Below are 24,330 nucleotides of genomic sequence, written 5' to 3' on the forward strand. Positions count from 1 at the left end.
AGGAATTAAGCATTCCGACCCATTGCTACCGGTCGGAGGCTTATGCTCGACTGGTCCTCCACAGAAGCTTCACATACGGAGCATCAAACTCCCATTGACCATGCCCGAGGGGGAGGACGGCAGCCGTTCCACGGCGCGAGTTGGGGGTGGGCCTCGCGCAGGACCGCGAGGTGCACACCGCACCGTGGAACGGCTGCCGTGAACTGCGTGCTGGGGGTGCGGGGGCGGGTGTCGGGGCGGGGACGGGACCGGGTGTAGGGGTGGGGCCGGGTGCGGGGCGGGCCGCAGGCGCCACTCAGCCCCGCTCGGCGCGCTCAGCGCCACTCAGTGCTGCTCATCCCCGCTCAGCGCCCGAGGATTCGGTCCACCTCGCTCAACTGCCCCGCGCTGAGCGGTCCTTTCTCCATCGCGCCGGCGTTCTCCTCGGCCTGGGCGACCGAACGGAACCCGGGGATCGGGATCGTCCGGGGGCTGCGCGCCCACAGCCAGGCGAGGGCGCCCTGCGCGAGGGTGCGACCGCCGCTGGTGAGGACGTCCCGGAGCGCGTCGACCCGGCCGAGCCACTCGGGGTCGGCGCCGGAGCCGTCGTCCTCGAACCCCTCCAGCCAGGCCGGCGGCCGACTGCGGATGTCCCCCGCCTCCAACGCCTCACCGCTCCTGCGCTTCCCGGCGAGCAGCCCCATGGCCAGCGGACTGCGGACGACGCTCGCGAGGCCCGACTCCTCGCACAGGGCGAGCATGCGGGGCGCGTCCTGGAGGACGTTGACCGCGTGCTGGACGGCGGCGCAGTGCTCACCTTTCGCGAACACGGCGGCACGGGCAGGGTCGTCGGTGCTCCAGGCGTAGGCGCGGACGAGCCCGTCCCGCACGAACTCCTCGCACAGGTCACGGAGTTCGGCGGCTTGAGCGGGGTGGGCGTCGCCGATGTGCAGCTGGTACAGGTCGACGCGGTCGGTGCCGAGCCGGGTGAGCGAGGCGGTGAGCGCGGTGCGGGCGTACTCGACGGAGGCGTCCTGCCCGGACGCGGTGCGGGTGCGCTCGTCGAAGAGGTTGCCCCACTTGGTGGCGAGGACGACATCGTCGCGCCGCTTGCCGAGGGCGCGGCCGAGGATCCGCTCGCTGTGTCCGGCGCCGTAGTTGTCGGCGGTGTCGAAGAACGTGACGCCGAGGTCGAGGGCGCGACGGACGGCCCGTACGGACTCGTCGTCGTCGACCTTGCCCCACCCGAGCGGCTGCACGCCCGCGTCCTGCCACTCACCGCCGATGGCCCAGCACCCGAACCCGAGGGGACTGACGGGAATACCGCTGCGCCCGAGTGTTCTGTGCGTATTTTTGTTCGTGTTTCTCTGCGTGGTCGTGGTCTCCATGCCCGAGAACGCCAGGAGTTGAAGCGCACCCGAGCGCAAGCCCCGTACGTCTCTTCGCTGGAGGGATCTCTAGGCCTGACCGGTCTCGAAACGGGAGATCCGCCCGTCGTCCTCCACCACGAACCGCCACTTGGTGCGCATCTCGCCCCAGGTGTCGTTGCTGTAGCGGGCGAGGAGGACGTGACCGCCGTTCGACTCGTTGTCGACCTGCATATGGCCGTGGGAGGAGAAGATCTCCCGGTCGATCCACTCGGCGAGGTCGCGGTCGGAGCCGTCGTCCGCCATGGTCGCGTCCGGGGTGAGCAGGCGCAGGAAGGCGTCCCTGTCATGGGCGTTGACAGCGCTGACGAAGGCCCGCACGGCCGGGTCGGTGAGTTTTCCGGAATGGATCGTCATACCGGCCAGCGTCACACCGCCCCCCGCGCCCCGCCACCCGAACGGCCTTCGGGGCGGGCCGGACGGGTGTGAGGGGTGCGACGGTGGACAACCGAAGGGGGGACCCGCGCACAGGGGGACCCATCCGTACGGGGACCCATGTCGCCTGCCGCTCTGGAGCCATCATGACCGCCAAGACCGCCAAGACCGCCACGACCGCTTTCGATCGACGTGATCTGGGCCTGCTGCTGTTGCGGCTGGGCACCGGAGGAGTGCTGGTGGCGCACGGCACGCAGAAGCTGTTCGGCTGGTTCGGCGGGCACGGCCTGGAGGGCACCGGCCAGTTCATGGAGTCCGTCGGCTACGCCCCGGGCAAGGCGAGCGCGACGGCGGCGGGCCTCGCGGAGACCGGCGGCGGCACGCTGCTGGCGCTGGGCCTGGCCACCCCGGCGGCGGGCGCGGCGGCGGCCGGCGCGATGGCGGGCGCGTCCGCGGTGCACGTCCCGAACGGCTTCTTCGCCCAGAGCGGCGGCTACGAGTACGCCGCCTCCCTGGCCCTGACCGGCGTGTCCCTGGCCATCACGGGCCCCGGCCGCCTCTCCCTGGACCACGCCCTGGGCCATGCGGTCAACCGCGGCTGGATGGTCCCGGCGGCCCTGGGCGTCGCGGCGGCGGCCACGACCCTGATCGTGGGCCTGCGCGAGAGGCGCCTGCGGCGACGCAGGGAGGGCGAACAGGAGCCGCTGTTCGAGGACTAGGCGGTCGGGGCAGGCATGGGCCCATGACCGAGAGCGACGCAACGCCGCCCGAACGCAGGAGCCTTCACCTGACCGGCCCCGAGTGCACGGACTCTGTCCGCAGCGCCCCTGTCCGCACCGGCGCACGAGACGCCACCCCCGACGGCATCGACCTCTGGGACACGGTGGACGCCCTGTGGGCCTGGCTCGAAGCCGCGGACCGCCGCCCCGCCGACGCCCGCGAGACGACCCTGCTCCTGCGCCTCCTGAAGCTGTCGGAGGAGGTCGGCGAGGCGGCCCAGGCGGTGATCGGAGCGACGGGCCGGAACCCCCGCAAGGGCGCCACCCACACCTGGGAGGACGTCGAAGCGGAACTCTGCGACGTCGCGATCACCGCCCTGGTGGCCCTGCGAACCCTGACCCCACACCCCAGGGAAACCTTCACCCACCACCTGACCCGCGTGGCGGCACGCTCGCTGCCGACGTGAACGCCGAGAGGCCCGCGCCGGCGGAAAGCGCCGACCCAGACCTGCGCTGGCTCCGAAAGCCCCGGGCGTCAGTCCCAGCAGCCGACCTTCGCACCGTCCGTCTCGGAGCCGACCTCTATCTCGAATCCGGGGCCTGAGTCGAACTCCGGCCCGGCGTCGTAGTCGTGCTCGAACTTCAGATCCTCGGCCGTAATGAACTGCACGGTCAGCAGGAGGGCATCACCGTCCCCGCCCTTGGTGAAGCACAGTCCCGCCGTTGTTTCGGGGGTGCTCAGGTCCCCGGGGTCGGGCCGCAGGCGCCAGCCGTCCGCCTTGGCGGCGGTGCGGTAGAAGTCGACGACCTCCTGCCGGGAGCCGGGGAATGCGTAGACGCGCGCGGCGTAGAGCCAAGCGTCGCCGGTGTCGTCGATGCAGCGCGAGTCGACCGAGTCGAGCCCCTTCGGGGCGGTCGCCCCCTCGGGAGTGGAGTCCAGGATCGACTGGGAGCGCAGCTCCTTCAGCCGCGCCTCGGTGTCGTCACAGGTGTTGAACGGGGACAGCGCGGAGCAGCCGGTCAGGCCTGCGGTCATCAGGGCGGTGGCCAGGACCAGTGCTCCGGGCAGGGCCAGCGGACGGGTGGGGCGCGTCCGGGGCGGCATGGGGTCTCCCGAGGATCGTCGGCGGGCGGACTTCACGCTCTGGTGGGGGGATCAGCAGGCGGAGCGAGAACAGTCGCTGCAATGGACCGGCTCCGGCGGCCCGCCGACGGGTTCCACCACGCCGTTCGTGCGGCGCCGACTCCCGCGCGGCCTGGCACTTGGGGGCGAACTCTACGGGCAACTCGCCCAACCTGTGCGGCCGTTGCTACGTCACGGCCACATCAGCCGGAACCTCGCCGCGAGCGGCAGCGCCGCCTCGCATGGGCTCGACCAGAGCCGCCCGCCACTCCGGGCGGCTCGATCAGCCCCCACACTCGTCCAGTACTCCCGGCCGCGCGCGATCCGTCCCTCCTGGACGGTCCAGAATGAGGCCACACGGAACACACCGAACTCGTCATGCGGCACCTCGACCTCGGAGACCACCTCGCTGCCTTCAGCCACGATCCGCAGCACCCGAATCGACCAACCCTCCGGGTACTCGCGGTTCACCGCGACGAAGTTCTTGTTCCCCACGATGCGTTCCCCGCTGACCGGCCACTCGACCACGAGTCGGAAAGGACCTCCGGCGCAGGTCAGAGGCCCTTCCCGAGGCGAAGCCGCAGGTGGCGGCAGACGAGTCGGGCTGTACGCCGGGTTCTGTCGCCCGGGCGCCTCGCGGCGGCCGGGGAGACGGCCATCCATCTAGGGCCGGCGTTGCCGTCGGCCTCGTGCGGTCTACCCGCGGACTCGGGCGGGCAGCCCTCGATCGTCCGCGCAGAAACACCGGGGTGTTTCCTTTTGACCTTGCTCCGGGTGGGGTTTACCTAGCTGCCCAGGTCACCCTGGGCACTGGTGGTCTCTTACACCACCGTTTCACCCTTACCGAGGGCCGAAGCCCACGGCGGTCTGTTCTCTGTGGCACTGTCCCGCGGGTCACCCCGGGTGGCCGTTAGCCACCACCCTGCCCTGTGGAGCCCGGACGTTCCTCGGGAAGCCCCCTAGGGGACCTCACGCGGCCGTCCGCCCGGCTCGTCTGCCGTGTGGACATGGTACCGGGCGGGAGCGGCTCCTCGGGCCGCCGGCCGTGACACGGAGCCGGCCGTCAGAGGAAGTCCGAGGTGTCCAGGTCGAAGGCGAACGGCTCGGGGAGCGTGAGCGGCTTGCCGAAGGGGACGGTGCAGCGTCGGCGGTAGTCGTCCTGCCTGGGGTCGCCGAGGAGCGTGATTTCGGCGGAGTCGCGGTCCACGAGCAGGTAGAGCGGGACGCCGGCGCGGGCGTAGCAGCGGCGTTTGACCTCGCGGTCGGCCCTCGGCTTGGTCGAGGTCACCTCCAGCACCATGGCGACGCCCTGGCAGGGCATCCAGGATTCGGCGCCCCGGTAGAGCTGTAGCGCCGCCGGCGCGAAGGTGCCGTCCGGGATCACGTGGTCCCTGGGGCAGCCCTCCGCCTTCGCCAGCTTCAGTCCCTTGTTGCCCGAGCAGTCCATCTCGGTCTGAGACAGCTTGATCACCTGCCGCATGATGCGGCTGATGCAGTGCTCGTGATCCCCGTCCGGCGGCGGCGTCACAACGATCTCCCCCTCGACGAGCTCCGCCCGGAACCCTTCCGGGGTGTCCAGAGCGAGGAAGCCCTCCAGCAGGACCTCTCCCTGCGTGAGCGGCTCGTGGGCCATGGCGGTCATGTCACGCCCCTCCTTCGGTCGCTCGCCAGAGTCGGGCATCGTCGGATCACCTGTCCGTGGGATCGGGAACCGTTCCCTCGATCGTGGCACAGGAGCACCGGCGTCGGCGGGACACCGGGCGCTTGACCCTGCCGCGACGTCAGGCTCTCTACTGGGCTCATGCGGATCGGAGAACTCGCCGAGGCCGTCGGCGTCACGACGCGGACCGTCCGGCACTATCACCACCTGGGCCTGCTGCCCGAGCCCGAGCGGCGCGCGAACGGTTACCGGGACTACACGCTGCGGCACGCCGTCACGCTCGCCCGGATCCGGCGGCTCACCGAGCTGGGGCTCGGGCTGGCCGAGGTGCGGGACGTGCTCGCGGACGACGCCGGGAAGGACCTCGTCGAGGTGCTCACCGAGCTCGACGAGGACCTGGCCCGGCAGGAGACGGCCCTCCGCGAACGCCGGGCGCGGCTCCGGGCGTTGCTGGACGCGGAGGAGCTGCCCGCCGAGGGGCCGGTCTCGCCCGAGCTGGCCGCGCTGTTCACCGGCATCCCCGCCTCCGCCTCCCCCATGGCCGCCCGGGACCGCGAGGTGCTCGCGCTGATCGACACGGCCGCGACGCCCGCGGAACGGGAGCGGCTGCTGGCGGCGGTCGGCGCGGTGGTGGCGTCTCCGGAGGCGGTGGCCCGCGCCCACGAGGCGTACGCGCTGCTCGACGCGCTCGCCGACGCCGCCCCGGACGACCCCCGCGTCGAGAACGCCGCCCGCAGGCTCGCCGAGTGCACCCCGACGGAGCTGCTCCCTCAGCCGGCGGACATCGATCACGACCACACCTTCCTGCGCGCCCTGTACGCCGACTTCGCCCCGGCCCAGGCGGAGGCCGTCCGCCGGGCGCTGCGCCTCCTCGCCGAAGGCGGCCGGTCGTGAGAACGACGCTCGTCGGGGACGGGCGGGTGTTCGGGAACGGGCGGGTGTTCGGGTACGCGCGAGGGCAGGGCGCGGTGACGGCCGGGCTGGCGTTCGTGTGCCTGGTCGAGACGTTCACGATGTCGGTGCTGCTGCGGGGGTGGCCGGCCGTGCACGCGGTGGTGCTGTTCCTGCACGTCAGCGCGGTGGTCGTGCTGGTCGGGCGGTACGCGGGCTGCCGGGTCCGTCCGCACCTCCTGGACGGCGACGGACTGCGCGTGCGTCACGCCGTCCACGTCGATCTGCGGATCCCGCTGGAGCGGATCGCCGCCGTACGGCACGAGCCGCGCTCCACGCACGCGCGTGCCGAGCGTGAGCTGCACCTGCCGGTGGGCTCGCAGACCTCCGTCACGCTGGAGCTGACCACGCCGCTCCTCCACGTCGGCCTCCTCGGTCGCCGCCGCCGGGAGGTGGACGTGGTGCGGCTGCACGCGGACGATCCGCGGGATCTCGTACGGGCCCTCCGTCAGGCCCTCGGACAGGCCGTCGGGGAGGCTGCCGAGGGGGCTCGGGCCGGCTCGGCGGGGCGGTAGAGGCGGAGGGGAGGGCGCCCTGCACCCCGTACGCTGGCGCGGAGCCCTGTCCTGCCCTGCCCCGCCCGCAGGCCCCGCAGGCCCCGCAGGCCCTACTGAAGGAGATCCGCTCGTGCTCGTCCTGCTGCCCCCGTCCGAGGGAAAGGCCGCCTCCGGTCGTGGCGCGCCGCTGAAGCCGGAGTCGCTGTCGCTGCCGGGGCTCGCCGCCGCACGTGAGGCCGTTCTGGCTGAGCTGGTCGAGCTGTGCGCGGGCGACGAGGAGAAGGCGCGCGAGGTGCTCGGGCTGAGCGAGGGGCTGCGCGGCGAGGTCGCGAAGAACGTCGAGCTGCGCACGGCGGGCGCGCGTCCGGCCGGGGAGATCTACACGGGTGTCCTCTACGACGCCCTGGACCTGGCCTCGCTGGACGCGGCCGCGAAGAAGCGGGCCGCCAGGTCGCTGCTGGTGTTCTCGGGGTTGTGGGGCGCCGTCCGCGTGACGGACCGCATCCCCTCGTACCGCTGCTCGATGGGCGTGAAGCTGCCAGGGCTCGGGGCGCTGGGCTCGTACTGGCGTACGCCGATGGCGGCCGTGCTGCCGGAGGCGGCCGGGGACGGGCTGGTGCTGGACCTGCGGTCGGCGGCGTACGCGGCGGCGTGGAAGCCGAAGGGGGAGGTCGCGGCGCGGACGGCGAGCGTGCGGGTGCTGCACGCGCCGACCCGGAAGGTGGTCAGCCACTTCAACAAGGCGACGAAGGGGCGGATCGTGCGCGGCCTGCTGACGACGGGTGCGGCCCCGAAGGATCCGGCCGAGCTGGTGGTGGCGCTGCGGGACCTCGGTTATGTGGTGGAGGAGAAGGCTCCGGTGCGGGCGGGGACGGCGTGGACGCTGGATGTGCTGGTGGAGGAGATCCACTGACCCTCAGGCCTTGGGCCTTAGCCCTCAGGTATCCCGTGGGCCTTAGCTCCTAGGTATTAGGCCTCCGCCCGCGCGGTGTGTTGCAGCATGCGCAATGGGCTTTGCGCCCGTTGCGGCCGCGGGCAGGGTCAGGCGCATGGCCTCACCCGTGCCTTCCGCTTCGGCTGTCTCCGTCCTGGACCTCGCCCCCGTTCGTGCCCGTCGTGGTCCTGTCGGACGTCGCCGACGCCGTACCGCTGGCGCGGGCGCTCGTGGCGGGCTGCCGGTGATCGAGGTGACGCTGCGCACGCCCGCCGCGCTCGACGCGATCCGGGAGATCGCCGGCGCGGTGCCGGAGGCGGTGGTCGGGGCGGGGACCGTGATCACGCCGGAGCAGGTGGCGCGGTGCCGGGAGGCCGGGGCGCGCTTCCTGGTCAGCCCCGGGTGGACGGACTCCCTGCTGACGGCGATGACGGAGTCCGGATGCCCTTCCTGCCCGGGGTGTCGACCGCGTCGGAGGTGGTGGCGCTGTTGGAGCGCGGGGTGCGGGAGATGAAGTTCTTCCCGGCGCAGGCCGCCGGCGGCACGGCCTATCTGCGGTCGCCGGCCGGGCCGTTGCCGCAGGCCCGCTTCTGCCCGACCGGCGGGATCGGCCCGGACAACGGGGCGGAGTATCTGGCGCTGCCCAACGTCGGTTGCGTGGGCGGGAGTTGGATGGTCCCGGAGGAGGCGTTGGCGGGACGGGACTGGGCGCGGATCGAGGACTTGGCGCGAACCGCCGCACGCCTCAGGGGCGTTGCCCTCAACTACGCAGGTGAGACGTGTCGTTGAGCAGCCGGACGCTGGCGTTGCCGTCGGCGTAGTACGCCACCACCGAGAGCGAGGCCACCGACAGTTCCATCCGGAACAGGGACTCGGGCGGGGCACCCAGGGCGAGCCGTACGAAGGTCTTGATCGGGGTCACGTGGGTGACCAGCAGGACCGTGCGGCCCGCGTACTGCGCGACGAGCCTGTCGCGGGTGGCCGCGATGCGGGTCGCGGTGGTCGCGAAGCTCTCGCCACCGCCGGTGGGTTCGGCCTCGGGGTCGGCGAGCCACCGGGTGAGGTCCTCCGGGTGACGCTCGCGGACCTCGCCGAACGTCAGCCCCTCCCACGCGCCGAAGTCCGTCTCACGCAGGCCGTCGTCGACGACGACCTCCAGACCGAGGCGGGCCGCGACCGCGCCGGCGGTCTCCCGGGTGCGTGTCAGCGGGGAGGCGACGATGTGCTGGATCGTCCCCCGCCGGGCGAGGGCGATGGCGACCCGCTCGGCCTGCTCCCGGCCGACGGCGGAGAGGGAGGGATCACTGCCACCGCTGCCGGAGAACCGCTTCTGCGGGGTGAGCGGCGTCTCACCGTGCCGCAACAGAACAAGGGTGGCGGGAGCCCCGAGATCGGGAGCGGAACCCCAGCCGACGCTGGTCTGCGGGGTGGCGGGTCCTTCGCCGACGCGGGTCTGCGCGGCGGAGGCAGGTCTTTCGCCGACACGGGTCTGGGTGACGGCAGGGGCCGGGGGGCCGGCAGGGGCGGGGGTGCCCGCACGCGCGGGAGTGGCGGCACGGGCGGGGGTGGCGGCAGGGGCGGGGGTGGCGGCAGGGGCGGGGGTGGCGGCAGGGGCGGGGGGACCGACGCCGTCCGTGTCGATACCGGCCGAGGTGCCAGCACGGGCCGGGGTGCCGACACGGGCGGGCGTGCCCGCACGGGCGGGGGTGCCCGCACGGTCGGGGGTGCCCGCACGGTCGGGGGTGCCCGCACGGGCGGGGGTGCCCGCACGGTCGGGGGTGCCCGCACGGTCGGGCGTGCCCGCACGGTCGGGCGTGCCCGCACGGTCGGGCGTGCCCGCACGGTCGGGGGTGCCCGCACGGGCGGGGGTGCCGACGTCGGCCGAAGTGTCGACGTCGGCCGAAGTGTCGACGTCGGCCGAAGTGTCGACGTCGGCCGAAGTGTCGACGTCGGCCGAGGTGCCAAAACCGGCCGGGGTGCCGGCAGGGGCTGGGGTGCCCGCACGGGCAGGGGCACCGACGCCGTCCGGGGCGTCGATACCGGCCGAGGTGCCGAAACCGGCCGGGGTGCCGGCAGGGGCCGGGGTGCCAGCACGGACAGGGGCACCAACGCCGGCGGGAGCGTCGGCACCAGCCGAAGTGTCGACGCCAGCCGGGGTGTCGGCAGGGGCCGGGGTGCCGACGCCGTCCCGGGTGTCGATACCAGCCGAGGTTTCAGCACCGGCCGAGGCACCGACACCGGCCGGCGTACCGACACCGTCCGAATTCCCCACAGCCCGCGCAGCCCGAAGATCAGCCTCCCCCTTCAAGGCCCCACCCCCACGCGACTCCACCCCGACGGAGGCGTCGGCACGCGACCGCAGCGCCTCGCGGGCCCGGGCCGCACCCGTGGTCGCGTCACCCGGCGGGCCCGCAGGCGCGGGGAACGGCGGAGTCGGAGCGGCGAGAGCCGGAGCAGTCGGGGCGGTTAGAGCCGGAGCCGTCGGGGCGGCGAGCGCCCGTGCAGTCGGGGCGGCGGGCACCGGAGCCGTCGGGGTGGCGGGCGCCGGCTTCGACGTGCCCGCCTCCCACTGCTCACCCCGCTTCCCCGCGTCCATCGCCTCGTTCGCCAGCCGGTCCGCGTGTTTGTTCTGGGCGCGGGGGATCCACTCGTAGGTGACCTGGCCGGGCGGGAACACGCGGGACGCCTCCGTGGCCAGCGGCTTCATGTCGGGGTGCTTGATCTTCCAGCGGCCCGACATCTGCTCGACGACGAGCTTGGAGTCCATGCGGACGTGCACCGACGCGGCCGGGTCCAGTTCACGGGCGGCGAGCAGCCCGGCCACCAGCCCCCGGTACTCGGCCACGTTGTTGGTGGCGACGCCGATGTACTCGGCCCGCTCGACAAGGGTCTCCCCCGTCGCCGCGTCGATCACCACACTGCCGTAGCCCGCCGGACCCGGGTTGCCCCGGGAACCGCCGTCCGCCTCGACGATGAACTCCCGCACGTGCACGACCACCGACCGCCGCCCTCCAGTGACCGGCCGGCTAGAGGCCGGACTCGGAGGTCCGCACCAGGATCCGGCGGCAGTTCTCGCACCGCACGACCGTGCCCGACGGCGCCTTGCGGATCTCGTTGATGTCCGTGATCGACAGCTCCTGGCGGCAGCCCTGGCAGGTGCGCTGGTACAGCTTGGCCGCGCCGATGCCGCCCTGCTGCTCGCGCAGCTTGTCGTAGAGCTTGAGCAGGTCGGCGGGGACGGCGGCGGCGATGACCTCGCGCTCCTTGCCGATGGAGGCGACCTCGCCGTCGATCTCCTCGCAGGCGGCGTCGCGGCGGCCGTTCGCGTCGTCGATCTTCGCCTGCACGGAGCCGACGCGCTCGGTCAGCTCGGCGGCCCGCTCCTGCGCGGCCTCGCGGCGCTCCATGACCTCCAGGACGACGTCCTCCAGGTCGCCCTGCCGCTTGGCGAGGGAGACGATCTCCTTCTGGAGGTTCTCCAGGTCCTTCGGGGAGGTGACGGCGCCGGAGTCCAGACGCTGCTGGTCGCGGGCGGCACGCTGGCGCACCTGGTCCACGTCCTGCTCGGCCTTGGTCTGCTCGCGGGCGGTGTCGCTCTCCTCGGTCTGCGCGGCCACCAGCAGGTCCCGCAGCTGCGTGAGGTCCTTGGTGAGCGACTCGATCTCGGCGTGCTCGGGGAGCGACCGCCGCTTGTGCGCGAGTTGCTGGAGGCGGACGTCGAGGGCCTGGACGTCGAGGAGTCGGATCTGGTCGGCGGGCTCGGCGTTCAGTTGGGGGCTCCCAAGGTTTCAGAAGGGGTGCTGGAGGACGCCGCGTGGGCGGTCCAGGGGTCGGTGACCGTGCGGGAGACGTGGACCCGAAGGCCCCATCCGTTCCGGTCGGAGATCTCGTCGAGCTGGGCGGCCGCCAGCTCGCACCAGGGCCACTCGGTGGCCCAGTGCGCCGCGTCGAGCAGCGCGAGAGGACTGTGGGCGCGGGCCTCGGACGACGGGTGGTGACGCAGGTCGGCGGTGAGGAAGGCGTCGACGCCGGCCGCGCGGACCTGGTCGAAGAGGCTGTCGCCGGACCCGCCGCTGACGGCGACGGTCCGCACGACGGCGTCGGGGTCGCCCGCGACCCGGATGCCCTGCGCGGTGGCGGGCAGCCGCTCGGCGGCGCGGGCGGCGAACTCGCGGACGGTGAGCGGGTGGTCGAGCTCGCAGATCCGCCCGAGGCCGCGCCGCCCGTCGGGGTCGGTGGGGTCGGGCACGAGGGGCCGTACGACGCGCAGGTCGAGCGCGCCGGCGAGGGCGTCGCTGACGCCGGGGTCGGCGGTGTCGGCGTTGGTGTGGGCGACGTGCAGGGCGATGTCGTTCTTGATGAGGGTGTGGACGACCCGGCCCTTGAAGGTGGAGGCGGCGACGGTGGTCGTGCCGCGCAGATAGAGCGGGTGGTGGGTGACCAGCAGGTCGGCGCCCAGCTTCACGGCCTCGTCGACGACGTCCTGGACGGGGTCGACGGCGAAGAGCACCCGCCCGACCTCCTGCCCCGGCTCCCCCACGACAGTACCGACCGCATCCCAGCCCTCGGCCCGCTCGGCGGGCCACAGGTTCTCGAGAGCGGCGACAACTTCAGAAAGACAAGGCAACGACACGGGAAAAGGCTACCTGGCGCTTCGGGGGGCTGTATCGCGCGGCTGGTTCGGCGGCAGGGGAACCCCGGCCGCAGCCCACCCCGGAAGGACACGAGGCGCAGCCCCAGGGGGCTGGGGCGGAACCCCGGGGGGCTGGGGCGGAACCCCGGGGGGCTAGGGCAGACCCCAGGGGGCTGAGGCCAAAGCCCCAGGGCGGGGGGTCTGGGGCGGAGCCCCAGGGTTGGGTGCCCTCCCAGCCGACCGAGTCGGGCGGGGTGGGTGGGCGCGCCGGGGCGGAGCCCCGGGGTGGTTCGGGGCGGAGCCCGGGGGGTCTGGGGCGGAGCCCCAGGGTGGGGGGCCTTCCAGCCGACCGAGTCGGGCGGGTGGGTGGGCGAGAACGCCTAGACAACACCCAGCACACCCACCCCAACCGCCGGAGGCGAATCGCTTCTGCACCACTCATTAGAGCGAAGCCCCCCACCCCCCGACCCCCACCCCCGCGCCCGAAAACTAGCTTCGTCGCCGGAGGTGACCGAAAAATGACGGCCTGTGCGACCGAACCCACCGCGGAGGACGAGGACGACGACGACCGTACGCCGCACGCGGACTGCGTGATCACGGCGGACGGCGCCTACGCGGCCCGCCTCGCCCGCGACGCCGGGTCCGCGTGCTGGTTCCCCGAGCGCTGGACGCTGGACGGCCACGAGCCGTACGCCGTCCCGCTGCCCGGCGACCAGCCGGAGGAGCCCGGCACGGAGGTGCAGCCGCTCGCCGACGGACGCGTCCTCATCCACCGCGTCGCCCGGGGACGGCACGCCTTCTCCCTGCTGTACCCGACCGGCCCCGGCACGGGCGAACTCCCGCTGGGCGCGGTGGAGTGCCCGGACGACGGCGTCCGGCTGCGCCTGCTGCCGCCGGCGCCGTGCGGCGGACGCGCGTACGCCCTCGCCGTCGGCCCGCGTTCGACCGCGCTGTGGCTGGTGGCGGGCGGCGCCTTCGGCCCGGAGCACGTCGCCGAGATCGCCGGCCGCTGCTCGGGCGGGGTCTGGCTGGACCGGACGGGCCGCATGCTGGCGCTGGACCGGAGGATCGGCGGCCGTACGAAGGCGATCGTGGTGGACCTGGAGCGCGGCGGCGAGGTGTCTCCGCTGCTCCAGATCGCCGCCGACAGCGACGACCGCGTCCTGCTCGCGGCCCCCGACAGCGGGCTGCTGCTCGTCAGCTCGGACGCGCCCTCGCCCGGCGCGGCCCGCCTCGGCTGGGGGGTGCTGGGCAGCATGCTCCCGGTGCGTTTCCCGGAGTCGCTGCGGCTGCCGGACTGCACGGTGACGCCGTTCGCGATCCAGCCGGGCCAGGTCCTGACGCCGGAGAGCTGTGCGGTGGCGCTGCGGATGGAGGGACCGTTCGGCAGCTGGGTCGGGGTGTGGCGGCCCGCCGAACGACGGCTCCATCAGCTCGCGCCGCCGGCCGGCTGGCTGGCGGGCGCCGGCCTGTGGACGGAGGACGGCGTGCTGCGCCTGCCGTACGCGACGGAGACGGAGCCCTGCGGGGTGGCGCTACTGACCCCGCCGCCCCCCAGCGCGCCCTCGCTCCCCGCACCCCCCGCACTCGACCCGCACCCCGAATCCCCCTCACTCGACCCGCTCACTTCACCCCCTTCACTCCTCTCCCCCACCAGCCCCCTCGCCCCCCGCCCGGTGCCCCTTCAACAGGCCCCGCTCGACCGGCTTGTAACGAAGTAGCAGCGGTTCGCGTGGCCGCCTGGATCCGCCCGGAGGGGTGCTGGATAAACTCACCCGGCTGTAAAAGATCATGTTGACGGGGTGAACTCTTCCGATGAGCGACGCAAGCACCACGCAGCCGCGGCAGCCGCAGGAGCAGCCGCTGTCCGCCGACTCCTCCGAGTCCGCCGGTCACGGCCGGCACCGGGGCCCGGTCTCGTCCCACGAGAGCGGGTCCACTCCCAGCGGCCGGCACCGCAAGCCGGCCGCGGAGAGGGCCGACGCGACTGTCTGACACGCGCGCCTGACATGCCTGTCCGACGGCACGCCGAGGGGCTCCGTCCGTCCACCCGACGGCCGGAGCCCCTCCGCACATCCACCGCCGACCGCACCTCCGCCTATCCACCGCCGAGCGCCCGGCCCTGCGGCCCGCTACTGCCCTCCCCGCCGCAGCCCCAGCACCTCCGCCGCCCCGAACGTCTCCCCCTCCGGCCGCTCCCCGTAGTGCGCGCCGAGGACGGAGTCCAACTCCTCGTAGGTGAAGGCCTCCTGCTTGCTGTCGAACTTCGCCCGCACCCGCGGCCGTTCGACGACGGCGACCATCCCGCCGTGCACGACGAGCAGCTGTCCGTTGATCCCGCCGGCGGCCGGTGAGGCCAAGTAGCCGACGAGTGGGGCGACATGCTCGGGGGCGAGCGGGTCGAGCCCCTCCTCGGGGCGGACGAGTCCGGCGAAGACGTCCTCGGTCATCCGGGTGCGGGCGCGCGGGCAGATGACGTTCGCGGTGACGCCGTACTTGGCGAGGGCGAGCGCGGTGGACGTCGTCAGGCCGACGATCCCGCCCTTCGCCGCCGCGTAGTTGGGCTGTCCGGCGGAGCCCGCGAGGAACGCCTCCGACGAGGTGTTCACGATCCGCCCGTACACCGGCCCGCCCGCCGCCTTGGACCGTGCGCGCCAGTGCTCGGCGGCGAATCGGGTGGTGTTGAAGTGTCCCTTGAGGTGGACCCGGATCACCGAGTCCCATTCCTCCTCCGTCATGGAGAAGACCATCCGGTCGCGCAGGATGCCCGCGTTGTTGACGACGATGTCCAGCTTCCCGTACTCGCCGATCGCCGACTCGACCAGTTCCCGCGCGGCTCGGAAGTCGGAGACGTCCCCGGTTTGCGCGAGCGCGACGCCGCCGGCCGAGCGGATCTCGGCCGCCACCTCCTCGGCGGGGCCGGCCGACGCCTCGCCGGAGCCGTCGCGGCCGGGCCGGCCGTAGTCGTTGACGACGACGGCCGCGCCCAGCCGGGCCAGTTCGAGCGCCTCGGCCCGGCCGAGTCCGCGTCCGGCGCCGGTGACGATCGCGGAGAGCCCTTCGAGCGGAAGAGACATGATCCGCCCCGCTCTCAGATCTCGATGCAGGTGCGCAGGGCGGTCCCGGTGCGCATCTGGTCGAGCGCCTCGTTGATCTCCGCGAGCGGCACCCGGTGCGTGATCAGGCCCGCGAGGTCGAGACGGCCGGCCCGCCACAGGGCGATGGTCCGCTCGTAGGAGCGCAGCACGTCGCCGCCGCCGTACATCGAGGGCAGGATGCGCTTCTCGTCGAAGAACAGCTCGAACATGTTGAGTTGGAGGTGGTCGTCCATGGCCCCGGCACCGACGACGACGAGGGTGCCGCCGCGCCGGGTGGCCTCGTAGGCGGTGCGGGCGGTGGCGGAGCGGCCGACGACCTCGAAGACGTAGTCGAATCCCTCGCCCGCGGTGACCTGTTGCTTGGCGTCGCCCAGCTCCTCGGGCGAAACGGCGCGCGTGGCACCGAACTTGAGCGCCGCCTCCCGGCGTGAGGCGACCGGGTCGACGGCGACGATCTCGGCGGCGCCCTTCAGCCGCGCGCCCTGGATCGCGGACACCCCCACCCCTCCGCAGCCGATGACGGCGACGGACGAACCGGCTTCCACGTCGGCCGTGTTGAGCGCGGCGCCCAGGCCGGTCGTCACCCCGCACCCGATGAGCGCGGCGATGTCGAAGGGCACGTCGTCGGGGATGGGGACGGCGCAGCCGGCGTCGACCACGACCTCCTCGGCGAAGGTGCCGGTCCCGGCGAACCCGAAGACGTCCGAACCGCCTTCGGCGCGACGGAAGTTGGGGGTGCCCGCGTTCATGAACCCGGCCAGGCACAGTTCGGTCTGCCCGCGCTTGCAGGCGGGGCAGGCGCCGCAGGCCGGCAGCCAGCACACCACCACCCGGTCGCCGGGCTTGACCCGGGTGACGCCTTCCCCGACCTCCAGGATCTCGCCCGCGCCCTCGTGGCCGGGCACGAACGGCGCGGGCTGCGGCAGCACACCGCCCATCGCGGACAGGTCGGAGTGGCACAGCCCCGTGGCGCGCACCCTGATCCTGACCCTGCCGGGGCCGAAGCCCACCGCCTCGACGTCGTCGAGGACCTCCAGCTTGTCCTGGCCGATCTCGTGCAGTACCGCTGCGCGCATGGTGCGGCTCCCCTCGACGGTTCGAAGCAGTCGGGCTCAGGTGTGTTCGACGACGGTGTCGGCGAGGACGGGCGCGTCGTCCCGTTCGACGGCGCTCACCGCGACCCGGACGGACCCGACGTCCTGCGCCGTCCCGCGCCACATCCGCACGCGCAGGGTCTCGCCGGGGTAGACGACTCCGGCGAAGCGCGTGGTGTACGCCCGGACCCGGGTCACGTCCCCGTCGAGCAGCGTGTCGACGACCGCCTTCAGGGTGATCCCGTAGGTGCACAGCCCGTGCAGGATGGGCCGCTCGAAGCCGGCGAGCTTTGCGAACTCGGGGTCGGCGTGCAGGGGGTTCCAGTCGCCGGAGAGGCGGTAGAGCAGGGCCTGGTCCTCACGCAGCCGTCGTTCGACGGTCTTGTCGGGTTCACCGGCGGGCGGGTCGAGCCGGGCAGAGGGGCCACGGTCGCCGCCCCAGCCACCCTCGCCGCGGACGAAGATCTGGGAGTCGTTGGTCCACAACGGGCCCTCGGAATCGGCGACTTCGGTGCGCATGATGAGGACGGCGGCCTTGCCCTTGTCGTACACGGCGGCGATCCGGGCGGTGGTGGTCGCGGAGCCCTCGGCGGGGAGGGGCCGGTGCAGGGTGAGGGTCTGGCCGCCGTGCAGGACGCGGGAGAGGTCGACGTCGATGCCGGGCAGGGACAGTCCGCTGATCACGCCGGGCGCGCCGGAGCCCGCGACGGTGGCGAAGCTCGGCAGGACATGCAGCCTGGACTCCAGGGTGTACCGCAGTTCGTCGGGGTCGGTGGCGGGGACGCCCGCGCCGATGCCGAGGTGGTAGAGCAGGACGTCCTTGCGGTCCCAGGAGATCTCGCCGGGCCGGGGTTCGGCGGCGAGCGCCTTGGCTGCGTCGATGGGCATGGCACTCCTGACGGTGACGGCGGCGAGCGGCGGCGCTACGGTGCGATGCGGCGTTGGGTCGGCGGGGTAAGACCCCGATACGGCCGTCCGCACCGTCGGCCGCACCGAGGTCGTCACAGGGCCGCGGAACCTCGCCCGTTCTAGAACGCGTTCCAGTGCGGCGTCCTCTGTATAGCCCAGGCCCCGATACTTGTGAAGACTCCTGACGGCGAGTCAGATCGTGCGCCGAAGGCCCGGCGTCCCGTCCCTCCGCACCCCGGTCACCCCGCGGACAGCGAGCCGCCCGCCGTCGCGAGGGCGGTCGTACCGAACCCGGCGGAGCCCGGCCGCGATGTCGGCCACGGTCGCGCCGTCCGCCGACGCCTTGCTCTGAGCTCCGTTGAGCTCCCGTGAGTCCCGTCGAGTTCCGCCGCCCGCTTTAGACGTCGGCGACGAGCCCCGCCAACCGGTAGCCGGCGCCGTAGCGGACGAGGCCGCGGAGCATGTCGAGCGGGTCGCAGGGGTGGGCCTGGCGTCGGTGGGGCTGGTGGGTGAAGGGGATGCCGGACCAGGGGTTGTCGGCGTGGTGGTGGCTGCCGCGCGGGGCGTCGGGCTCGATCGCCCAGTGGACCCAAGTGCTGTCGTGGTGCAGGCAGATGACTTGTCCCAGGTACCAGACGGCACCCTGGAGGAACGGGCCCTCTCGGTCCGCGTCGAAGTCGGCGAGGGTGCGGTACCGCTCGCGCACCTGTCGTTCCAGCGCGTCGAGGCTGTCCGGGGAGAAGTCCCATTCCCGGGCCTCCCCGGCCCCGGCCATGGACACGGCCCCGACCCCGGACAGCCGCCGTGCCCAGTCGGGGTGGGCGGCCTGCCGGTCGGCCAGCCACCCCTGGAGCCATTCGTCCACGGGCTGGGGGCCGATCGGGTCCAGGGGGGAGCGTTCCTTGACCGGCTCCCGGCCGGGCGCGCTCCGGCGCAGACCGGCCACGGCGTCGGCGAGCTGTTCGAGCTCGCGGGTGAACACTTCGCCGGAGCGTTCGGCGAGAGCGACGTCGATGAGGACGGCGACGGACAGCGGGGGCAGACCGAGGGCGGGGTCGGGGCGGACGAACGGTTCGCCGTCCTCGCCTCCCGTGTCGGGGTCGACGTCCCACCGGCCGCCGCAGATGTCCATGAGGACCTCCCCGGCGTAGACGGTCGCGGCCCGGCGGAAGGCGTCGTCCGGCTCCTCGTCGAGCAGCGCCTCTTCCAGCGCGGCCAGCGAGGCAGGCGTGTAGTCGAAGGGGAAGTCGCCCGGGAGATGCACCTGTTGGAGCCGTGCGGCCAGCACCTGGAGATCGTCCAGCCAGCGTTCGAGGAGCTGCTCATGGGCGGGCCGGTGCGCGTTGGCGGTCATGGCCCGCAAGGGTAGGCCGCGGACCTGCGACGGGGCCAAGTGCCGTTCGCGAAGGTGTGGTTGTTGTGCGGCACGCCTGTGTAACTCCTGTGTTCGACGGGTCGACAGACGCTAGGGTGCCGGGCAGGCGGTGGCATCAACGGGGGCCATGCACCGCCCGGTTGTCCTTCCTCGCCCTGCGCACAGGGGTTCAGCTCCGCCCCCACGAGGGACTCACACATGCATTCTGCGATACGCGTACGCGGCTGGTTCAGGCTGCGGGCGGCGCTCGTCGCGATCGGTGCGACCGTGCTGGTGGCCGGTCCGCTGCCCGGCGTCCACGACAGCGCCGACGCCGCGCCGCCGAAGCCGATGCTGGGCCGCTGCATGGACAAGTACGGCACGAGCGCGACCCCGCCGCCGGCGCACAGACTGCCCGGCTACAAACCCGCCGGTGCGAACCAGTGGAAGACCCCGAACGCCGAGGACCGCTTCTACGGCTACGACCACCTCGCCAAGGGCTTCGAGGCGCTCGCCGACCCGGCTCTGATCGCCCTGCCGGACGGGAACGACCCGAAGAAGTACGCGTGGGGCACGCCGGAGAACGCGGTCACGACCTGGCGGCAGAACCAGGCCGGCGCCAAGCCCTACGCGGGCACCTTCAACGAGTGGCTGAACAACGTCTACTCCCGCAACGAGGGCAACAACAAGCGCGGCAACGCCTTCGAGTCCGAGGTCGTGAAGTACTTCGACCTCGGCGGCGTGGACTGGATCTGCCAGAAGAACCTCCGCGACCTCAACCCGAACCTCTACAAGGAACTCGAGCGGACCCTCGGCAAGGACGTGATGAGGGACGGCCGGGTCTTCGACGCGGTCAACCAGCGCACCCGAACCGTCTACGAGATCAAGTCCGGAATCGGCTACGACGCACGGCAGTTGAAGATCGACGCCGAGCTCGTCCGCCGGGGCTGGAGGGTCGTCTACATCAACGGGCAGGAGCCCGACGCGAAGACGATCGAGAAGTACCGGGCCGCCGGTGTGCAGCACTACCGGCACGCGGCCACGCCGAATCCGCGGTTCGCCGTCGGCAAGTACACGCCCAACAGCAACCAGTTGATGACGCCGGACCCGAACCGGCCCTCCTTCGGCTCGGGCGGCGAGATGGCCCGCCGGTCCGCGGCCACGCCCGAGGACGCCCGCCGTCAGATCGAGCGGGCGCGGGGCCTGGTCCAGCAGCCCGGCAACAGCCTCCGCAGTCCGGGCGGCGTCGACTTCTCCACCCTCGACATCTCCTACATCGGGCAGACGAAGACCGGGAACCTCTCCTACTCCTTCAGCGCGAAGAACGCCGACGAGGAGACCGCACCGGGCTACGGCGGCGCGGAGAAGGCCCAGCTCATCTCGGACGCCTTCTTCACCTGGCTCGCGCTGACGCCCGAGCACTTCTGGGTCAACCTCAACCCGGACGACCCGGGCACGATCATGAAGGCGCCGTTCGACAAGACCGACGCCGGTCGCGTCCTCCTCGAGGCCGACATGGAGATGAAGCGGGACTTCGGCCGCGCCGAGGATCCGAAGACCGACGCCGGCAAACGGTTCTGGGACGGGATCGCCAAGGTCGACGGCAAGCCCTGCATGGGCTCGACCCGCAACTGGATCGTCCCGAAGAAGGCCGAGGTCCGCATCGAGGACGACGGCGCGTACATCCTCAGCGCCCCGCTCGAGGTGAAGACCGTCGCCCAGGACTACAACACCCCCGGCCCCGGCGGCGGGATGCCCTGCACCCTGACCAAGGAGCAGACCGCCCACAACATGGAGGTCTACGGGCGGACGATCCTGCCGGTGGTCCAGAAGCAGGTCAACGAGGACGCCAAGTACGCCGACCTGCGCCGCGTCTACAAGGCCCGGATCGCCGCCGAGTACGTCCGTGAGACCGTCGCCCGGGACAAGAAGGCCTTCGGCGGCTCCTTCGCCGGCATCATCGACAGCAACCAGGTGAAGCGCTGGCCGCTGCGCGGCAAGAACGCCGACTGGGACAAGATGACCGTCTGGAAGGAGATGAAACGCTCCTACACCGAGGGGGACTTCAAGTACGAGATCCCCGTCGGCGGCGAGGTCTGGATCTACACGGTCGGCGGCGTCGACCTGACCCAGCAGCCCCAGGAGAAGGTCACCAAGGCCCGTTTCCAGGCGGAGAAGCCCAACCTGCCCTCCGTCACGAAGGGTTCGCGTCAGGAGGCCCTCGGCTACCAGGAGACCGGCACCACGGTGATGGGCGGCGACAACAGCGGCCGGCCCGACGGCGGCACGCCGGGCCCCGGCCCGTCGCCCAGCCCGAGCGGGAAGCCCACCGGCAAGCCGACCGGCACGCCCACCGGATCGCCGGCCCCCTCCCACACCCCGGCGCCGGCTCCGTCCGGCAACGGCGGCCAGACGCCCCTGCCGACCGGAGGGACCGGAGGAGGTGACACGGGCGGCGGCGGCCTGGCCGACACCGGCGCCCAGGTCCTGACGATCGCCGGGATCGCCGCGGCTCTCCTGGCCGCGGGTGCGGCCCTCGTCTGGATCAAGCGCAGGCGTGGCACCGGCGGTTAGGCCCGGTCCGACACCGCGCGCGTGAACGCGAACGGCCCCCGCATTTTCGTACCACCGGGATGCGGGGGCCTTCGCGTACGCCTACGCCTACGCCTACGGAGACGCGTACGCCGTCGCGTGCTCGGTCAGATCCCGGCGCCCGTGCGCCGCAGCACCCGCAGCGAACCGGTGTCGGAGACCTCCGTGAAGGCGCCGGACTCCAGGGCGCGCAGATAGACGCGGTAGGGGGCCTGGCCGGTGAACTCGTCCTCGGGGTGCGGGAAGACGTCGTGGACGACGAGGAGGCCGCCGTCGGCGACCCGGGGCGCCCAGCCCTCGTAGTCGGCGTTCGCGTGCTCGTCGGTGTGGCCGCCGTCGACGAAGACGAGGCCCAGGGGCGAGTTCCAGAGCGCGGCGATCTGCGGCGAGCGGCCGACCAGCGCCACGACGTGATCCTCCAGGCCGGCCCGGTGCAGGGTGCGGCGGAAGGACGGCAGCGTGTCCATCAGGCCGAGTTCGGGGTCGACGGTCTGCGGGTCGTGGTAGTCCCAGCCTGGCTGCTGCTCCTCGCTGCCCCGGTGGTGGTCGACGGTGAGCGCGGTGACCCCGGCCCGGCGGGCGGCGCCGGCGAGCAGGATCGTGGAGCGCCCGCAGTAGGTGCCGACCTCGAGCAACGGCAGCCCGAGCCCACCCGCCGCCACAGCAGCCGCGTACAGCGCCAGCCCCTCGTCGAGGGGCATGAACCCCTTGGCACCTTCGAACGCGGCGAGGATCTCGGGCTCGGGCGTCGCGCTCATGGGGGGTTCCTTTTCGATCGCACGTACGTCTGAGCCCCCATGCTGCCGCACCCCCGACCAGCACTTCGACCGGGGGCGCGGAGAGCGCCCCTAAGGGGCCGTGGAAATGCTCTCAGGGGCGCGGCAACGCCCTGAGGGGCGCGGGGCTGTATTCATTTGCGGCTCCGCCGCGTGGGCGCGACCAGCCACAACGCTGCCGCACCCGCCGAACGCCCCCAGCGAGGCACCCCCCTGGGCGCTAAGCAGTCACCGTCTCGCCGGGAAGAGACAGATCCAGGTCCACCGCCCCCTCATCCCCCGCGTGCGTCACCGCAGAGGCAAGCGGCCCATGACCGGACGCCTTCGCGGCAAGGACGTACGCCCCCTGCGCCGGGACCGCGAGGACGTACCCACCGTCGTCACCGGACAGCGTCGCCCCGGCCCGCCGACCGCGCGGGTCGATGAGGGTGACCCGGGCACGGGCGACGGGAGCACCACCGGCATCCAGCACCCGCCCACGGAACCCGCGCAGCGCCTCCTCGGCGCGCTCCAGGTTGGCGTCCTCCTCGCTGCTGGCGCGCAGCTGCGGCTTCGCCGCCGGGGTGCGGCCGGGCAGGAAGAGGGCGAGGACCAGGCCGACGGCGACCGCGGCGGTGGCGATGATGAAGGACACGCGGAAGCCGTGCAGCGTGGGGATCTCGACGCCGCCCACGGTGTTCGCGGTGTTGGCCAGCACCATGCCGACGACGGCGCTCGACACCGACGTGCCGATGGACCGCATCAGCGTGTTGAGGCCGTTGGCCGCGCCGGTCTCGGAGGCGGGGACCGCGCCGACGATCAGCGCGGGCAGCGAGGAGTAGGCGAGGCCGATTCCCGCGCCGAGGACGACCGCGATGACGAGGCTCTGCCAGGCGGCGCTCATCAGGCCGAGGCCGGCGCCGTAGCCGATCGCGATGATCAGCATGCCGAGGATCAGGGTGACCTTGGGGCCGTACTTGGCGGAGAGACGGGCGTAGACGGGCGCGGTGAACATCATCGTCAGGCCGAGCGGCGCGACCAGCAGGCCGGCGACGACCATCGACTGGCCGAGGCCGTAGCCGGTGCTCTTCGGCAGCTGGAGCAGCTGCGGCAGGACGAGGGAGACGACGTAGAAGCTGACGCCGACCATGATCGAGGCGAGGTTGGTGAAGAGCACGGCGGGCCGGGCGGTGGTGCGCAGGTCCACCAGCGGGGCGGCGAGCCGCAGTTCCATCACGCCCCACAGGACGAGGACGACGGCGGAGGCGGCGAACAGGCCGAGCGTGGTGGCGGAGGTCCAGCCCCAGTCGCTGCCCTTGGTGATGGGCAGCAGGAAGAGGACGAGTCCGGCGGAGAGGCCGAGCGCGCCGGGCAGGTCGAAGGAGCCGGCGGCGCGGGTCGGGGACTCGGGGACGACGAGCAGGGTGAGGGCGATGGCGAGGACGCCGAGGCCGGCCGCGCCGTAGAAGAGGGCGTGCCAGTCGGCGTGCTGGGCGACGAGGGCCGCGGCGGGCAGGGCGAGGCCGCCGCCGACGCCGATGGAGGAGCTCATCAGGGCCATGGCCGAGCCGAGCCGCTCGCGGGGCAGCATGTCGCGCATGAGGCCGATGCCGAGCGGGATCGCGCCCATCGCGAAGCCCTGGAGGGTGCGGCCGACGATCATCGTGAGCAGATCGCTGGTGAGGGCGCTGACCAGCGCGCCGACGACCATGACGGCGAGGCTGAGGACGAGCATGCGGCGCTTGCCGTACAGGTCGCCGAGGCGGCCCATGATCGGGGTGGCGACGGCGCCGGACAGAAGGGTCGAGGTGAGGACCCAGGTGGCGTTGCTCGGTTCGGTGTCCAGCAGTTGCGGCAGGTCCTTGATGACCGGGACGAGCAGGGTCTGCATCACCGCGACGACGATGCCCGCGAAGGCGAGCACCGGCACGAGGGCGCCGCTCGCTGCGCGTGGGGGCCGGTCGGTCGGTGTGTGCGTCATGGAGCGGGGCCTCCGGGCCTTGGGGGTGTGCGGCGGATGCGGTACCCGCGTGCGGCGGGCGTGCGGCTGATGGGGCTGCGGGTCTGCGGGTCTGCGGGTCTGCGGCGGATACGTGCAGGGTGAACCCCGTATGCGCGGGCAACTATTCCGATGCTTCGACACACTAACGAAAACTTGACCTTCTCTTGACGGAGAGGGGTGCCGGTTGGGCCTGTCCGGCGAATCAGGTCGCAGGAAACCGACGGTGGC

At 72.8% G+C, this 24,330-nt stretch carries 22 protein-coding genes, 1 other RNA gene and 1 pseudogene; 9 read left to right on the forward strand and 15 right to left on the reverse strand.

Annotated elements, in window-relative coordinates; translation table 11 throughout:
• Nucleotides 1-344 precede the first annotated feature (344 nt).
• Nucleotides 345-1,367, reverse strand: a complete 1,023-nt coding sequence (locus ACFYX4_RS02525; RefSeq protein ID WP_389324548.1) for an aldo/keto reductase — start codon at nucleotides 1,365-1,367, stop codon at nucleotides 345-347.
• Between the two features lie 69 nt (nucleotides 1,368-1,436).
• Complete coding sequence (locus tag ACFYX4_RS02530) at nucleotides 1,437-1,763, reverse strand: nuclear transport factor 2 family protein (RefSeq protein WP_389324551.1); 327 nt, start codon at nucleotides 1,761-1,763, stop codon at nucleotides 1,437-1,439.
• A 164-nt stretch (nucleotides 1,764-1,927) separates the two neighbouring features.
• Between ACFYX4_RS02530 and ACFYX4_RS02535 the strand changes: the two genes are divergently transcribed.
• Both ACFYX4_RS02535 and ACFYX4_RS02540 read left to right on the forward strand, forming a co-directional pair.
• On the forward strand, nucleotides 1,928-2,500 hold the full coding sequence (locus ACFYX4_RS02535) for a DoxX family protein (protein WP_389324554.1): 573 nt from the start codon (nucleotides 1,928-1,930) through the stop codon (nucleotides 2,498-2,500).
• A 146-nt stretch (nucleotides 2,501-2,646) separates the two neighbouring features.
• Entirely contained in the window at nucleotides 2,647-2,967 is a 321-nt protein-coding gene (locus ACFYX4_RS02540; protein WP_389326686.1) for a MazG-like family protein, read from the forward strand.
• 68 nt (nucleotides 2,968-3,035) lie between these two features.
• Here ACFYX4_RS02540 and ACFYX4_RS02545 read toward each other — a convergent pair whose 3' ends face one another.
• The 4 genes from ACFYX4_RS02545 to ACFYX4_RS02560 all read right to left on the reverse strand — a co-directional run bounded on the left by ACFYX4_RS02545 (nucleotide 3,036) and on the right by ACFYX4_RS02560 (nucleotide 5,265).
• On the reverse strand, nucleotides 3,036-3,605 hold the full coding sequence (locus ACFYX4_RS02545; RefSeq protein ID WP_389324557.1) for a hypothetical protein: 570 nt from the start codon (nucleotides 3,603-3,605) through the stop codon (nucleotides 3,036-3,038).
• Nucleotides 3,606-3,815: 210 nt separating this feature from the next.
• Nucleotides 3,816-4,118, reverse strand: a complete 303-nt coding sequence (locus ACFYX4_RS02550) for a hypothetical protein (RefSeq protein WP_389324560.1) — start codon at nucleotides 4,116-4,118, stop codon at nucleotides 3,816-3,818.
• A gap of 96 nt (nucleotides 4,119-4,214) precedes the next feature.
• Nucleotides 4,215-4,616: RNase P RNA component class A (rnpB, locus tag ACFYX4_RS02555), an RNA gene on the reverse strand.
• Nucleotides 4,617-4,686: 70 nt separating this feature from the next.
• Entirely contained in the window at nucleotides 4,687-5,265 is a 579-nt protein-coding gene (locus ACFYX4_RS02560) for a Uma2 family endonuclease (RefSeq protein WP_389324562.1), read from the reverse strand.
• A gap of 159 nt (nucleotides 5,266-5,424) precedes the next feature.
• Here ACFYX4_RS02560 and ACFYX4_RS02565 point away from each other — a divergent pair, with 159 nt between their 5' ends.
• The 4 genes and pseudogenes from ACFYX4_RS02565 (at nucleotide 5,425) to eda (ending at nucleotide 8,454) form a co-directional block, all read left to right on the forward strand.
• Complete coding sequence (locus tag ACFYX4_RS02565) at nucleotides 5,425-6,177, forward strand: MerR family transcriptional regulator (RefSeq protein WP_389324565.1); 753 nt, start codon at nucleotides 5,425-5,427, stop codon at nucleotides 6,175-6,177.
• Entirely contained in the window at nucleotides 6,174-6,749 is a 576-nt protein-coding gene (locus ACFYX4_RS02570; protein ID WP_389324568.1) for a hypothetical protein, read from the forward strand. Before ACFYX4_RS02565 ends, ACFYX4_RS02570 begins: the two co-directional genes overlap by 4 nt.
• Nucleotides 6,750-6,861: 112 nt before the next feature.
• Nucleotides 6,862-7,644 carry a peroxide stress protein YaaA gene (yaaA, locus tag ACFYX4_RS02575; RefSeq protein WP_389324571.1) on the forward strand — a complete coding sequence of 261 codons (783 nt, stop codon included), beginning with the start codon at nucleotides 6,862-6,864 and terminating at the stop codon, nucleotides 7,642-7,644.
• 136 nt (nucleotides 7,645-7,780) lie between these two features.
• Nucleotides 7,781-8,454: pseudogene (eda, locus tag ACFYX4_RS02580) on the forward strand (bifunctional 4-hydroxy-2-oxoglutarate aldolase/2-dehydro-3-deoxy-phosphogluconate aldolase).
• Here eda and ACFYX4_RS02585 read toward each other — a convergent pair.
• The 3 genes from ACFYX4_RS02585 to ACFYX4_RS02595 are packed head-to-tail and all read right to left on the reverse strand — an operon-like array spanning nucleotide 8,426 to nucleotide 12,292.
• On the reverse strand, nucleotides 8,426-10,651 hold the full coding sequence (locus ACFYX4_RS02585) for a histidine phosphatase family protein (protein WP_389326689.1): 2,226 nt from the start codon (nucleotides 10,649-10,651) through the stop codon (nucleotides 8,426-8,428). The pseudogene eda and the gene ACFYX4_RS02585 overlap by 29 nt on opposite strands.
• Before the next feature lie 40 nt (nucleotides 10,652-10,691).
• Nucleotides 10,692-11,435: a zinc ribbon domain-containing protein gene (locus ACFYX4_RS02590; RefSeq protein ID WP_389326692.1), complete on the reverse strand. Its 744-nt coding sequence runs from the start codon at nucleotides 11,433-11,435 to the stop codon at nucleotides 10,692-10,694.
• Entirely contained in the window at nucleotides 11,432-12,292 is an 861-nt protein-coding gene (locus tag ACFYX4_RS02595) for a Nif3-like dinuclear metal center hexameric protein (RefSeq protein WP_389326695.1), read from the reverse strand. The genes ACFYX4_RS02590 and ACFYX4_RS02595 overlap by 4 nt, the downstream gene beginning before the upstream one ends.
• 524 nt (nucleotides 12,293-12,816) lie before the next feature.
• Here ACFYX4_RS02595 and ACFYX4_RS02600 point away from each other — a divergent pair.
• Both ACFYX4_RS02600 and ACFYX4_RS02605 read left to right on the forward strand, forming a co-directional pair.
• Nucleotides 12,817-14,019: a hypothetical protein gene (locus ACFYX4_RS02600; RefSeq protein ID WP_389324574.1), complete on the forward strand. Its 1,203-nt coding sequence runs from the start codon at nucleotides 12,817-12,819 to the stop codon at nucleotides 14,017-14,019.
• A gap of 94 nt (nucleotides 14,020-14,113) precedes the next feature.
• Nucleotides 14,114-14,293 carry a hypothetical protein gene (locus ACFYX4_RS02605; RefSeq protein WP_389324577.1) on the forward strand — a complete coding sequence of 60 codons (180 nt, stop codon included), beginning with the start codon at nucleotides 14,114-14,116 and terminating at the stop codon, nucleotides 14,291-14,293.
• A 137-nt stretch (nucleotides 14,294-14,430) separates the two neighbouring features.
• On the opposite strand, the gene ACFYX4_RS02610 is transcribed toward ACFYX4_RS02605, so the two are convergent.
• The 4 genes from ACFYX4_RS02610 to ACFYX4_RS02625 form a co-directional block, all read right to left on the reverse strand.
• Complete coding sequence (locus ACFYX4_RS02610; RefSeq protein ID WP_389324580.1) at nucleotides 14,431-15,375, reverse strand: 3-oxoacyl-ACP reductase; 945 nt, start codon at nucleotides 15,373-15,375, stop codon at nucleotides 14,431-14,433.
• A 14-nt stretch (nucleotides 15,376-15,389) separates the two neighbouring features.
• On the reverse strand, nucleotides 15,390-16,472 hold the full coding sequence (locus ACFYX4_RS02615; RefSeq protein WP_389324583.1) for a Zn-dependent alcohol dehydrogenase: 1,083 nt from the start codon (nucleotides 16,470-16,472) through the stop codon (nucleotides 15,390-15,392).
• 36 nt (nucleotides 16,473-16,508) lie between these two features.
• Complete coding sequence (locus ACFYX4_RS02620) at nucleotides 16,509-17,378, reverse strand: MaoC/PaaZ C-terminal domain-containing protein (RefSeq protein WP_389324586.1); 870 nt, start codon at nucleotides 17,376-17,378, stop codon at nucleotides 16,509-16,511.
• A 418-nt stretch (nucleotides 17,379-17,796) separates the two neighbouring features.
• Nucleotides 17,797-18,753 carry a hypothetical protein gene (locus tag ACFYX4_RS02625; RefSeq protein ID WP_389324589.1) on the reverse strand — a complete coding sequence of 319 codons (957 nt, stop codon included), beginning with the start codon at nucleotides 18,751-18,753 and terminating at the stop codon, nucleotides 17,797-17,799.
• Between the two features lie 219 nt (nucleotides 18,754-18,972).
• Here ACFYX4_RS02625 and ACFYX4_RS02630 point away from each other — a divergent pair, with 219 nt between their 5' ends.
• Nucleotides 18,973-21,327 (forward strand): hypothetical protein, encoded by a 2,355-nt coding sequence (locus ACFYX4_RS02630; protein ID WP_389324592.1) that lies wholly within the window; start codon nucleotides 18,973-18,975, stop codon nucleotides 21,325-21,327.
• A 125-nt stretch (nucleotides 21,328-21,452) separates the two neighbouring features.
• On the opposite strand, the gene ACFYX4_RS02635 is transcribed toward ACFYX4_RS02630, so the two are convergent.
• Both ACFYX4_RS02635 and ACFYX4_RS02640 read right to left on the reverse strand, forming a co-directional pair.
• Complete coding sequence (locus ACFYX4_RS02635) at nucleotides 21,453-22,103, reverse strand: class I SAM-dependent methyltransferase (protein ID WP_389324595.1); 651 nt, start codon at nucleotides 22,101-22,103, stop codon at nucleotides 21,453-21,455.
• A 238-nt stretch (nucleotides 22,104-22,341) separates the two neighbouring features.
• Nucleotides 22,342-24,081 carry an MFS transporter gene (locus ACFYX4_RS02640; protein WP_389324597.1) on the reverse strand — a complete coding sequence of 580 codons (1,740 nt, stop codon included), beginning with the start codon at nucleotides 24,079-24,081 and terminating at the stop codon, nucleotides 22,342-22,344.
• Between the last annotated feature and the right edge of the window lie 249 nt (nucleotides 24,082-24,330).

The sequence above is a fragment of the Streptomyces sp. NPDC002328 genome (assembly GCF_042890065.1).
In the GTDB taxonomy this organism is placed as follows: domain Bacteria; phylum Actinomycetota; class Actinomycetes; order Streptomycetales; family Streptomycetaceae; genus Streptomyces.